13 protein-coding genes, 2 tRNA genes and 1 riboswitch are annotated in these 10,896 nt (G+C 71.8%); of the genes, 9 read left to right on the forward strand and 6 right to left on the reverse strand.

Going from position 1 to position 10,896, the window contains the following annotated elements:
• Positions 1–87 precede the first annotated feature (87 nt).
• The 3 genes from ACO0E0_RS08890 to ACO0E0_RS08900 all read left to right on the forward strand — a co-directional run bounded on the left by ACO0E0_RS08890 (position 88) and on the right by ACO0E0_RS08900 (position 1,752).
• Positions 88–372: a hypothetical protein gene (locus ACO0E0_RS08890; RefSeq protein ID WP_422871050.1), complete on the forward strand. Its 285-nt coding sequence runs from the start codon at positions 88–90 to the stop codon at positions 370–372.
• A 117-nt stretch (positions 373–489) separates the two neighbouring features.
• Positions 490–1,515 (forward strand): hypothetical protein, encoded by a 1,026-nt coding sequence (locus ACO0E0_RS08895; RefSeq protein ID WP_422871051.1) that lies wholly within the window; start codon positions 490–492, stop codon positions 1,513–1,515.
• Positions 1,516–1,679: 164 nt separating this feature from the next.
• Positions 1,680–1,752 (forward strand) — tRNA-Arg (locus ACO0E0_RS08900).
• A 79-nt stretch (positions 1,753–1,831) separates the two neighbouring features.
• On the opposite strand, the gene ACO0E0_RS08905 is transcribed toward ACO0E0_RS08900, so the two are convergent.
• On the reverse strand, positions 1,832–2,092 hold the full coding sequence (locus ACO0E0_RS08905) for a glutaredoxin family protein (protein WP_422871052.1): 261 nt from the start codon (positions 2,090–2,092) through the stop codon (positions 1,832–1,834).
• Positions 2,093–2,169: 77 nt separating this feature from the next.
• Positions 2,170–2,460: an oligoribonuclease gene (locus ACO0E0_RS08910; RefSeq protein WP_422871053.1), complete on the reverse strand. Its 291-nt coding sequence runs from the start codon at positions 2,458–2,460 to the stop codon at positions 2,170–2,172.
• Positions 2,461–2,659: 199 nt separating this feature from the next.
• On the opposite strand from ACO0E0_RS08910, the gene ACO0E0_RS08915 reads away from it, so the two are divergent.
• From ACO0E0_RS08915 to ACO0E0_RS08935, 5 genes are all read left to right on the forward strand, one after another.
• Positions 2,660–3,094 carry a MarR family winged helix-turn-helix transcriptional regulator gene (locus ACO0E0_RS08915; protein WP_422871054.1) on the forward strand — a complete coding sequence of 145 codons (435 nt, stop codon included), beginning with the start codon at positions 2,660–2,662 and terminating at the stop codon, positions 3,092–3,094.
• A gap of 134 nt (positions 3,095–3,228) precedes the next feature.
• Entirely contained in the window at positions 3,229–4,434 is a 1,206-nt protein-coding gene (locus ACO0E0_RS08920) for an MFS transporter (protein WP_422871273.1), read from the forward strand.
• Positions 4,435–4,457: 23 nt separating this feature from the next.
• Positions 4,458–5,093, forward strand: coding sequence for an oligoribonuclease (gene orn / locus ACO0E0_RS08925; protein ID WP_422871055.1), 636 nt, complete (start codon positions 4,458–4,460; stop codon positions 5,091–5,093).
• 150 nt (positions 5,094–5,243) lie between these two features.
• Positions 5,244–5,316 (forward strand) — tRNA-His (locus ACO0E0_RS08930).
• A gap of 578 nt (positions 5,317–5,894) precedes the next feature.
• Positions 5,895–6,239 carry a metallopeptidase family protein gene (locus ACO0E0_RS08935; RefSeq protein WP_422871274.1) on the forward strand — a complete coding sequence of 115 codons (345 nt, stop codon included), beginning with the start codon at positions 5,895–5,897 and terminating at the stop codon, positions 6,237–6,239.
• 147 nt (positions 6,240–6,386) lie between these two features.
• On the opposite strand, the gene ACO0E0_RS08940 is transcribed toward ACO0E0_RS08935, so the two are convergent.
• The 3 genes from ACO0E0_RS08940 to ACO0E0_RS08950 form a co-directional block, all read right to left on the reverse strand.
• Entirely contained in the window at positions 6,387–7,034 is a 648-nt protein-coding gene (locus ACO0E0_RS08940) for a nucleoside/nucleotide kinase family protein (RefSeq protein WP_422871056.1), read from the reverse strand.
• Positions 7,019–9,394, reverse strand: coding sequence for an ATP-binding cassette domain-containing protein (locus tag ACO0E0_RS08945; RefSeq protein WP_422871057.1), 2,376 nt, complete (start codon positions 9,392–9,394; stop codon positions 7,019–7,021). Before ACO0E0_RS08945 ends, ACO0E0_RS08940 begins: the two co-directional genes overlap by 16 nt.
• Positions 9,391–10,071, reverse strand: a complete 681-nt coding sequence (locus tag ACO0E0_RS08950) for an ECF transporter S component (RefSeq protein WP_422871058.1) — start codon at positions 10,069–10,071, stop codon at positions 9,391–9,393. Before ACO0E0_RS08950 ends, ACO0E0_RS08945 begins: the two co-directional genes overlap by 4 nt.
• Positions 10,063–10,175, reverse strand: a riboswitch (TPP riboswitch). (Overlaps the previous gene by 9 nt.)
• A 32-nt stretch (positions 10,176–10,207) precedes the next feature.
• On the opposite strand from ACO0E0_RS08950, the gene ACO0E0_RS08955 reads away from it, so the two are divergent.
• A complete protein-coding gene (locus tag ACO0E0_RS08955; RefSeq protein ID WP_422871059.1) occupies positions 10,208–10,507 on the forward strand; it encodes a hypothetical protein in 300 nt (99 codons plus the stop codon).
• On the opposite strand, the gene ACO0E0_RS08960 is transcribed toward ACO0E0_RS08955, so the two are convergent.
• Positions 10,497–10,817, reverse strand: a complete 321-nt coding sequence (locus tag ACO0E0_RS08960) for a hypothetical protein (protein WP_422871060.1) — start codon at positions 10,815–10,817, stop codon at positions 10,497–10,499. The two genes, ACO0E0_RS08955 and ACO0E0_RS08960, sit on opposite strands and share 11 nt — an antisense overlap.
• Positions 10,818–10,896 lie beyond the last annotated feature (79 nt).

Consider the following 10,896-nt stretch of genomic DNA (forward strand, 5'->3'; position numbering starts at 1 on the left):
CCAGGTCGAGCATCGGTGGTATGTCGGTGGTGCGCCCTAGCGTCGGAGACGTCCCCGACCGGATCTCGACACGGAATGGAGCGCACGATGATGACCACACCGACCGGATCGACCGCCACGGACCCGGCCCTGCGGATCAGGACCACACGACCCGTGGCGAGGAACCGCGGTTTGTTGCAGGTCCTCGATGTCAGGGACGACCTGAGCCGCGTGATGCGTGCGGACGGTGCGATCCTCGGGTACGTCGACCGCATCGACGTCGTGGGCGGTCCCGCCTACTGTGCACGCCGCTACATCGCTGCCGAGCGCCGGTTCGTCGATCTGCCGGCGGTCTGGAGTCCTGACGACGCGGTCGACATGCTGCGGTTCTGACCGACCCTTCTGCTGCGGTGGGCCGCGTGCCTGGCCCGATCGGCACGTGCGCACTGGAAATCAAGGACATGCCTGTCGCGGCACGGGTGTCTGGCTGTACGTCGATACAGTGCCCGCATGGACTGGTGGAGCAACTTCGTTGACTGGAGCGGGTCGGATCGCGGCTCGCAGCTCATCGCCGGTGCGGTCGTCCCGTTCGTCGCCATCGTCGTGGCCGGTGTCGTCGCGGCGCTCATCGGTCGCGGCGCGACGAAGCGCATCATCGCCGTGCAGGAGCGTGAGGCTCGGAACGCGGCCGTCGCCGGCATCATCTCCGCCGCTCGCAAGGCATCGACCTGGGGCAGCCTCGGGCACGACGAGCGGGCGTACGCCGACCACCTCGCCGAAGACGCGGACATCCGCCTCCGACTCCTGCCCGTGTCGGGAGCGCCCGTCGCCGCGAACTGGGCGCAGCACGAGATCGCCGACATCAAGCGCAACTCGTCCACGTTCAGCTTCCAGGCCGAACAGTCCCTCTCCGAGTTCCGCGACCGGATGCTCGAATGGCAGTCGAGGCCGTCCAGGGCGCGCAGGCTCTTCCGGAACGACCTCGAACGTTGGAAGTTCGAGACTCCGGACCCCGATGCGGACCTCATCACCCGCCAACAGGCGTGGAACGCGGAGCAGATCGATCAGCCTCGGTCACGTGCGGGACGGCCGGCAGCCGATCCTGCAGCCGCGTCCGGCGCGGTCGCAGCCGCGTCGGGAGCGGGCACATTGACGGGCTCCCCGGCAGCCGTCGTTCCCGAGGGCGCCCGCCCTGCCGCCGTCAGCCAGGGCAGCGAGGGAGGCAGGGCGACTCCGTTGCCAGGCGCGGTCGCACCGGCGGCCGTCGTCCCGGCGCCGCCCGGCCCCGCACCGGCGTCCGCAGATGGACCGAGCACCTCCGCGCCTGCTGCTGAGCGCCGCGACGAACCCGGCGCGCTGACCCACCCGAAGGTCGATGCCGCGTCCCCCGCGGGAGACACGAGCACGACGTCGATCCCGACGCGCATCACCGACGTCCCGGCGGAGTTCGCCGATCCGCACGAGACCGACGAAGCCCCCTACGGCGCACCCGTGAGCGCCAGTGAGCTGCGCCGCCGCAGCGAGGACGACGACTGAGTCCCGAACAACAAGGGTCTGAGTCGAGAGCAACAGGCGTCTGAGTCGAGAGCAACAGGCGTCCATCCGCCACAGAACTGCGACGAGCTGGGTCGCCCGAGTCCCGACGCCGGCGTTCGTCATGACGGTGGGACGACGCCGCACCCGGATATCCTGGTGACGTAGCCCCCGTGGCCCAATGGATAAGGCAGCGGATTTCTACTCCGACGATTGCGGGTTCGACTCCTGCCGGGGGCACCCTCGATCGCCCGACGGCCAGCGTAAGCACCGACAGACGGCCACGGCGAGCACCCGCAGCCAGCCAGCGCGAGCCCCGTCAGACAGCGAGTGCGAGCGCCCGCAGCAACTGGTCCCGACGAGGAACGCCCGGGGACCGGAACACCTCCGCGCCCGCGGCGTCCGAGACCACGATGGTCGGAGTCGATCGGATCCCGAGCGCCTCGACGTCGTCGGGGTGGGCGGCCACGTCGATCTCGCGCACGCGCAGTCCCGGGACGACGCGGACGGCGTCGTCGACGATGCGTCGGGCAGCGCCGCACGGTGCACAGAACGCCGACGTGTACAGATCGATGCGCATGCGTCCGCCAACATCGAACGGCCACCCCGCATTCCGCGGGATGGCCGTGTCGGTGTCAGTCGGGGTCCGACCGGGTGTCACTCGCGGTCGAAGGAGCCACTCCGGTCGCCACGCTCGTCGAGGTCGTCGACCGGGTCGGAGTCCTTCGGGTCGAACGCGTAGTCGACGTGCACCTGGTCGAGGACCTGCTTGGCTCCGGTCGCGGTGTAGGTGAACGCGGTCTCGAGCCCCTCGACCCCCGCGTAGGCCGTGACCTCGGTCTCCCACGTGTCGCTCGTCGCGGTCCTGGAGTCGGTCGTGCCGTCGAAGGGGCCGCCGTGGTAGATGGCGGTGTACTCGTCGCCTTCGTTGATCGTGATCTCGCTCATGGGACCGTTCTACCAGGAGCCCGTCACCGAACGCCCAGCCCGACCACGAACGCCCAGCCCGACCACGAACGCCCAGCCCGGCCGCGAACGCCCAGCCCGGCCGCATGCCCAGCCGGACCGAGCGGCCACGCGACCGTCCTGGCGAGCGTCTCCCGCGCCTCCATTGCGATTTACATAGCTAGGCTATACACTTGGGCGCATGAGCCCGACGCACGACGTGACGATCGAGACCCTCCTGGTCTCGGTGAACCGGCTGATCCGCCGCGCGGCGCAGGCGAGCGGGAACGCCACATCGTCCGCCGTCTGGCGCACCCTCGGCATCCTCGACGCCGAAGGAACCATGCGCATCGGCGAACTGGCCACTGCCAGCCGGGTCAGCCAGCCGACCATGACGAAGCTCGTCGCGAACATGACGATCGACGGCCTCGTCGACCGGACCCCGGATCCCGGCGACTCCCGCGCCGGACTCATCGCCATCACCGCCGCCGGGCACGACGCGATCACGGCCTGGCGCACGACCCTGGCCCGCGAGGTCCTCCCACTCTTCGACGACCTCGACCCCGACCAATGGAACACCCTGCACGACGCAGCGACCCTCCTCGCATCGAGGGTGAGAACGGAGATCCCCGCGTGAGCACCCGCGCATCAGCCACCAGCAGCCACGCCCCGACCGGCAGCAGCGCGGCCACCAGCAGCCACGCCCCGACAGGCGGCAACGCACCGAGCGGCACGCACGCACCGACAGGCGGCCACCCGCCGAGGAACAGCATCCTGAAGCAGCCGACGGCCGTGTGGGCGATCGCCTTCGCGAGCGTCGTCGCGTTCATGGGCATCGGCCTCGTGGACCCGATCCTCCCCGCGATCGCCGCATCCCTCAAGGCGACCCCCTCGCAGACGGAGCTGCTCTTCACGAGCTACCTCGCCGTCACGGGTGTGGCGATGTTCTTCACCAGCTGGGTGTCGAGCCGCATCGGAGCGAAGAAGACCCTGATGATCGGCCTCGCGCTGATCGTCGTCTTCGCGCTCTTCGCCGCGTTGTCGAACAACGTGTGGATCATCATCGGGTTCCGCGCCGGATGGGGCCTCGGCAACGCGTTGTTCATCTCGACGGCACTCGCCACGATCGTCGGCGCGGCATCCGGCGGCACCGCGAGCGCGATCATCCTCTACGAGGCGGCCCTCGGACTCGGCATCGCGATCGGCCCGCTCGTCGGCGGCCTGCTCGGCTCGGTCAGCTGGCGCGGTCCGTTCTTCGGCGTGACGACCCTGATGGCGATCGCGTTCGTCGCGATCGTGGTGCTCCTCAAGTCGAACGCGATGGAGAAGCCCGTCCCCACAAAGCTCTCCGCGCCGTTCCGGGCTCTTGGACGGCCGGCCCTCGCCGCACTCGCCGCGACGGCGCTGTTCTACAACATCGGCTTCTTCGTGCTCCTCGCGTACACGCCGTTCCCACTCGGGTTCGGTGCGATGGGCATCGGGTTGACGTTCTTCGGCTGGGGTCTCGGTCTCGCCATCACCTCGGTGTTCGTCGCTCCGCTGCTCACCGCACGGCTCCGCCGGACGACGGTCCTGCGGATCGCGCTCCCGCTGCTCGCCCTCGACCTGTTCGCCGCGGCCGTGTTCGTCGGCAGCCAGGTCGGCCTGGTGATCTGCGTCGTGGTCGGCGGACTCGTCCTCGGCATCCTGAACACGGTGCTCACGGAGAGCGTCATGGAGGCCACGGACCTCCCCCGCGCGGTCGCGTCGAGTGCGTACTCGGCCGTCCGGTTCATCGGTGGCGCCATCGCACCCCCCGCCGCGACGCTCCTCGCCGACGCCATCAACCCGAGCGCCGCCTACGTGTTCGCCGGCTCGTCGGTCGTCGTCGCCCTGATCGTCACGGTCGTCGCCACGAAGGCACTGCGCCGCGTCGACGACGGTCCGGAGCCGGAACGCGTCGAAGCCGAGGCGATCGCCGCAGGCGAGGTCAGCTGACCGCGGCGCAATAGGATCGAGCCATGGCTACCGCGAACGACCGTCTCGTCTGGATCGACTGCGAGATGACGGGCCTCGACATCGCCGTCGACGAACTCGTCGAGGTGGCCGTCGTGATCACCGACTTCGACCTCGAGCCGGTGCACCCCGGGTTCGACATCGTCATCAAGCCGGACCAGTCGGCGCTCGACAACATGAACGAGTTCGTGACGAACATGCACGTGTCGTCCGGCCTCATCGACGAGATCCCGAACGGCGTCAGTCTCGCGGACGCCGAGTACCAGGTGCTCGAGTACATCCTCCAGCACGTCCCGGCCGAGGGATCCGCCCCGCTCGCGGGCAACACCATCGGCACCGACCGGGCGTTCCTCGCGAAGTACATGCCCCGCGTCGACAGCCACCTGCACTACCGGAGCGTCGACGTGTCGAGCATCAAGGAGCTCAGCCGTCGCTGGTTCCCGCGTGTGTACTTCAACGCACCCGAGAAGCACGGCGGGCACCGGGCCCTCGCGGACATCCTGGAGTCGATCCGCGAGCTCGAGTACTACCGTCGAGCCGGCTTCACGCCCGAGCCCGGCCCGACGTCGGACGACGTCAAGGCGATCAATGCCGAGGTCGTCGCGAAGTGGGCGCCACGGCTCGTCGCACCCGACGCCTGAACCACGCGTCACGGCGACACGAGCCGATCCGGTTTGGAGGCACGACCCACCCCCGCACCGCGGCCCGCCGGTCGCAGATGGTTCGGAACGAGCCGCCGTCTGTACTACTATTGATGAGCCGCGTCTGGGCTCCACCCCGGGCGCGACATGGTGGATATAGCTCAGCTGGTAGAGCGCCTGGTTGTGGTCTAGGAGGTCGCGGGTTCGAGCCCCGTTATTCACCCGGTCGAGGGAGAGTTCTGTTCCGCCTAGCGGAACCGGAGCTCTCCCTCAGTGCTTACCGGCCCGCCCTCTGGGCGGCGCGATCCGAGGGAGCGTTCTGTTTCGCCTGACGGAACGGGAGCTCTCCCTCAGTGCTTACCGGCCCGCCCTCCGAGCGGCGCGGTCGCGGCATCCGTCGAGTGAGTCGAAATCGTCGGGTGCGCGACGCCCTGCCGACGATTCCTGCTCACTCGCCGCAGCGACGACCGGGCGGCGGGACAGGCATCCGTCGAGTGAGTCGAAATCGTCGGGTGGGTGACCGGCGACCGACGATTCCTGCTCACTCGCCGACAAGACGTCCGGGCGGCGGGACGGACATGGCTCCGAGTGAGTCGAAATAGTCGGGTGCGCGACGCCCTGCCGACGATTCCTGCTCACTCGCCGCAGCGACGACCGGGCGGCGGGCGGCGGGACGGACATGGCCTCGAGTGAGTCGAAATCGTCGGGTGCGCGACGCCCTGCCGACGATTCCTGCTCACTCGCCGCAGCGACGGGGCGGACGGCGGCAAACCCAGGGAAGGCTGGGAGGATCGACCCGTGATGGAGATGTCGCCGGAAGCGTTCGAGGCCCTCGTGACGGACGAGCTCGACCTCCTGCCCGACGACATGATGGACGGCCTCGAGAACGTCGCCTTCGTCGTCGAGGACGAACCCGAGGACGGGGAACAGCTCTTCGGGAGGTACGACGGCATCGCGGCCACCGAACGCGGCCAGTACGGCTTCGGCGAACTCCCCGACCGGATCGTCGTGTTCCGGACGGCGCACCTCGCGGAATGCGACACGCTCGAGGACCTCCGCGACGAGGTCCACACCACCCTCGTGCACGAGATCGGCCACTACTACGGCATCGACGACGAACGCCTGCACGAGCTCGGCTGGGCCTGACCCGCCCTCCGCCGAGGACGCACACATCCGGAGTGGCACAGCGCCCGAACCGCGCATCCCCGCATCCGCGCATCCTCGGCGACAGCCCTGGGCCGGCGGACGACAGCCCTGGGCCGGCGGTCGGCGGCCCGCGGTACGCACCGGCCCTCAGGGCAGGTGCAGCAGCCGGTCAGCCAGGGACATCGGGTCCTCCTCGCGGATGAACGCCCGCTCCTGGGCCGCCCAACGCTCCCACTCCCGCGCGAACACCGCGCCGTCCCGGTCGAGCGCTCGCCGTCGACGCGTCGCGTCCTCGCCGTCGAGCCAGATCCGGAGCGTCGCGCGGGGCGCCGCTCCGCGCGACAACGCGCCGCACCCCTCGACGACGAGCGGCCGGGTCGGATCGAGCGCGTGCCATTCGGCCTGGAGGCCCGCCCCCCAGTCGTACCGCCGCCACCCCGGGCGCGGGGTCGGCTCCGGCACCTGCGGCGGGACCGGTTCGTCGGCGAGGTCCTCGGACCCGCGCCCCGCCGACGTCCTCGACCCCCCGAGGACGTCCCGCACGACGGCGTCGGCCGCGGCGCGGAGCCCGTCCCACCCGGGGTAGACGTCGTCGAGGTGTACGAGCTCGGCGCCCAGCGCGGCGGCGAGGCCACCGGCGAGGGTCGTCTTGCCCGTTCCGGATCGCCCGTCGACGAGCACCACGGGCCGCGAGGCGGTGTGGGCCTCCGCCACGAGGACGTTGAGCGGGACCGGTGCGCCGTCCGCGTCGAGGAACGCGCGGTCTCCGAGCACCCCGGTCACAGCGTGTGCCATGTGCCGGCGGCGACGGCCGCACCGATCGCTGCCAGGCCGATGCCGAGGAGCGCCGCGAGCATCGCCCACTCGCGCGGCCCGAACCGCGACTCCCGCGCCCACGTGCGGCGACCCGGCGCTCCGAATCCGCGGGACTCCATCGCGACCGCGAGCGTCGTCGCGCGACGGAGCGCGAGGACGAGGAGCGCGAACGCCATCGACGCGCCCCGACGGAACCGTCCGCGTCCCGCCGTCCCCCGGGCACGCCGCGCCATGCCGAGGACCCGCCAGTCCTCGCGCATCAAGGTCGTCATCCGGATGGCGGCGAGCGCACCGAGGACGAAGCGCGCCGGGAGTCGGAGCACCTGTGCGAGGCCGTCGGCGAGGTCGGTCGGGTCGACCCGGGCGAAGAGCGCGATCGTCGGCAGGCCGATCGCGATGAGCCGGAGCACCGTTGCGAGGGCGAGTCCGAGTGACCCGTCTGTGACGTGGACGAGTCCGAGGTCGAACAGGGTGCGGCCGTCAGCACGGCCGTAGAGGGCGATGCCGACGCCGGCGAGCGGACCGGCGACGAGCAGGGGCGCTCCGCGTCGCAGCAGTGTCCCGAGCCGCACCCGGACGAGCGGCAGCAGGAGGAGCTCCAGGGCGAGCGCCGTCGTGGCCGACACGACGTCGAGACTCGTGACGAGACACACGGCGAGGACGAGGACGCCGACCAGGGACGCCGCCGGGTTCACGGCGAGCCCCCGGACCGAGACCGGCTCCGGGCCCGGAGCCGGGCCCGGAACGGGTCCGCGCACCGACGACTCCGCCGACGGATGCTGGAGCCGGACCTCCTGCGCGCCGAGAGCCTCCACGAGTGCGGCGTCGTGCGTCACCGCGACGAGCGCCGTCCCCCCCGCCAGCAGCGCCCCGAGGACGTCGACGACCTGGTGCCACGTTCGGCGGTCCTGCCCAGACGTCGGCTCGTCGAGCACCACGACCCGCGGCCGCACCGCCACCGCGGCACCGATCGCCAACCGGCGCTGCTCCCCGCCGGACAGCGTGAACGGGTTCGCGTCGGCGAGTGCGGACAGGCCGAGGGCGTCGAGCAGTTCGTCGACCCGCTCCCCCACCGCGGACTCCGCCATCCCGACCGCCCGAGGACCGGCCGCGAGCTCGTCCGCGACCGTCCCGGCGACGAACTGGTGCGCCGGTTCCTGGAACACGGTCCCGATCCGCACGGCCAGCGTCGCGCTCGACCAGTCGATGGGGTGCGGACCGACGTCACCGGCCGACCCCGCGGCGACCACACCAGCCGTCACGGCCCCCGCTGCCACCGGGACCAACGCCGCCGTCGCCACGACTGCGCCATGCTCAGGAGGCAGCAGTCCCGCGAGCGTCAGGCCGAGCGTGGACTTGCCGACGCCGTTCGGCCCGGTGACGGCGAGGCACTCGCCCGCCCGGAGCGCCAGGTCCGGCGCCCGGCCGACCGGGGTGCCCGGCGTCCTCGCCGTCGTCAGCGCATCGGTGCGGAGGAGGACCGCACCCGGGTCCGCGGACCGGACGGGGTCGATCCCGGCGCCCGGGACCCACACCCCCGCGTCCCGGAGGAGCGCGGCGTGGTCGCGCAGCACGGCCGCCGGGGGACCGTCGACGACGACGCCCTCCCCCGGCGCGAGGACGACGAGCCGGTCGACGAGGTCGAGCCAGGTGCCGATCCGGTGTTCCACCACGAGGAACGTCGCCCGGCTGTGGTCGAGGAGCGCCCGCACGGCGTCGTGCACCGCGGCCGTGCCGTCCGGGTCGAGGTTCGCGCACGGCTCGTCGAGCACGAGCGCACCGGGGCGCATCGCGAGCACCCCGGCGAGCGCGAGCCGCTGCCGCTGCCCGCCGGACATCGTCGACGTCGCCCGTCCCTGCGGCAGGTCGAGCCCGACGACCTCGAGCGCGTGGTCGACCCGCGACCAGATGTCCGACCGCGGCACGGCGAGGTTCTCCGGACCGAACGCGACGTCGTCCCCGACGCGGGACATCACGGTGTGCGCCTCGGGGTCCTGCATGACGAGTCCGACACGGCCGCGGACGCCCCGGGGTTCGCGGCCGTCGACGGTGCAGCGGCCTGCCTCGGCGTCCCCACCGCCGTCGTCGTCACCGCCGTCGCTGTCGGGGAGCACGCCGGCGACCGCGCGCAGCAGCGTGGACTTGCCCGATCCGGACGGTCCGACGACCGCGACGCGCTCCCCCGGCTCGACCACGAGGTCGACGCCCCGGACCGCCCAGCCGTCCCGCTCGCCGTAGCGGTAGCCCCACCCGTCGAAGACGATCCGCGCCGCGCCCCCGGTTCGCGCCGGCGGGTCGACGGGTCCGCGCTCGACGTCCACCGACGGGGCGTCGATCACGCTCGCCGGGCGGGGCGCCGAGACGGACGCGCGGCGCGGGCCTCCCGTCCGGCGGCGAACCCGGAGAGCACTCCGGTCGCGGCGAGCGCCCGCACGACGAGCCACGACCCGAGTCCGGCGATCACCGCACCGGACACGACGGCGCCGACGACGTACGTCACGCTGAACCCGACGGCGTACCCGGCATAGGAGAACACCAGGTCGTTGAACCCGAGCGCGAGCCCCGCGACGGCGCCCGCGAGCACGACGACCGGGAGTCGGTACGAGCGGTACAGGAACAGTGCGAGGACGAGCTCTGCGCCGAGGCCCTGCACCAGGCCGGACTCGATCGTGGTGACGCCCCAGTAGTTGCCGAGGAGCGCCTCGACGGTCGCGGCGACGAGCTCGCCGTAGAGCGCCGCGCCCGGTTTCCGGACCACGATGCCGACGAGCACCCCGGCGAAGAGCCAGACGCCGCCGACGAGCGACTGGAGTCCGGGGAGCACGACCTGCAGCCCGGCGCTGATCGGGGCGTAGCCGAGGTCCCAGAGCGTGAAGACGAGACCGGCCGCGACGGCGAGGACGCTCGCCACGACGATGTCGACGACACGCCAGCGGAGGTTCCGCGGACGACGGGTGCGGGGCTCGGCGGGCACTCCGGCCGGGGGACGCGTGGACGTGGTGGCGCGATCGCGCATGAGGACTCCTCCCTGCGCCGGCATGATCCGGATCAGGTTCGACGGTCGGAGCGCCGTTCGCTCCCTCTCAGCCCGGTACCGCCCGGACTCCCGTGTGTGTTGCACCTACTATAGGACCGCGCGGGATGCTGCTCCCATGCCGGTGCCGTCACCGCACGCTCCCACCGAGTCGGACGCGGCGTACTTCGCCCCGCTCGGGTCGGTCGAGGTCCCCGCCGACACCGAACTCGTCCTCGGGTTGGTGCACCACGAGGACGGCCTCGCCGGGGCGCTCGCCCGCGTCGAGGCCGCGCGCACCGCGGCCCGCGGTTCGGCATCGCCACCGAGTGCGGGTTCGGACGCGGGCCGGAGACGGACGGGAGGCCCGGTACCAGCTGGTACCGGGCCTCCCGTCCGTCGCTGGGTCGCGTGCGGCGCGGGCCGCGCTACTTCTTGAGGACGCGGACGAGCTTGCGGACCACGGTGCCCGCCGTCCACACGAACGGTGTCGCGACGGCGAGGAGTGCGATGATGTTCGGCTCGAACACCATGTCCTTGCCCGGACGTCGGACGTAGGCGCCGATCGGGACGGACGCGCCGCCACCGCCGCCGCCGCCCTGCTGGTCGTCGCCGCCCCCGCCGAAGCCGAACCAGCCGATCGACACCGGGATGAGCGTGTTGTCGCCGACCTCGATCGGATCTCCGTAGTTGGTGGAGACGCCGAGCGGGCGGACCTTGTCTGCGATCTGGGTGACGATGTTGGCCATGCTGCGACGGTACTCCGCGGAGGTCGCCGGGGGCGACCCGCGTGCGCACGACCGCCGCCGGTGCGTCCCGTGGCGACCC

The organism is Curtobacterium phyllosphaerae, from assembly GCF_049341865.1.
Classification (GTDB): domain Bacteria; phylum Actinomycetota; class Actinomycetes; order Actinomycetales; family Microbacteriaceae; genus Curtobacterium; species Curtobacterium phyllosphaerae.

Bases quoted from the DNA above. Each gene is read 5' to 3' on its own strand.
- ACO0E0_RS08950 (WP_422871058.1), bottom strand. From the start codon at position 10,071: ATGCGCGATCGCGCCACCACGTCCACGCGTCCCCCGGCCGGAGTGCCC.
- ACO0E0_RS08890 (WP_422871050.1), top strand. From the start codon at position 88: ATGATGACCACACCGACCGGATCGACCGCCACGGACCCGGCCCTGCGG.
- ACO0E0_RS08960 (WP_422871060.1), bottom strand. From the start codon at position 10,817: ATGGCCAACATCGTCACCCAGATCGCAGACAAGGTCCGCCCGCTCGGC.
- ACO0E0_RS08940 (WP_422871056.1), bottom strand. From the start codon at position 7,034: ATGGCACACGCTGTGACCGGGGTGCTCGGAGACCGCGCGTTCCTCGAC.
- ACO0E0_RS08905 (WP_422871052.1), bottom strand. From the start codon at position 2,092: ATGCGCATCGATCTGTACACGTCGGCGTTCTGTGCACCGTGCGGCGCT.
- ACO0E0_RS08910 (WP_422871053.1), bottom strand. From the start codon at position 2,460: ATGAGCGAGATCACGATCAACGAAGGCGACGAGTACACCGCCATCTAC.
- ACO0E0_RS08935 (WP_422871274.1), top strand. From the start codon at position 5,895: ATGGAGATGTCGCCGGAAGCGTTCGAGGCCCTCGTGACGGACGAGCTC.
- ACO0E0_RS08915 (WP_422871054.1), top strand. From the start codon at position 2,660: ATGAGCCCGACGCACGACGTGACGATCGAGACCCTCCTGGTCTCGGTG.
- orn (WP_422871055.1), top strand. From the start codon at position 4,458: ATGGCTACCGCGAACGACCGTCTCGTCTGGATCGACTGCGAGATGACG.
- ACO0E0_RS08895 (WP_422871051.1), top strand. From the start codon at position 490: ATGGACTGGTGGAGCAACTTCGTTGACTGGAGCGGGTCGGATCGCGGC.
- ACO0E0_RS08955 (WP_422871059.1), top strand. From the start codon at position 10,208: ATGCCGGTGCCGTCACCGCACGCTCCCACCGAGTCGGACGCGGCGTAC.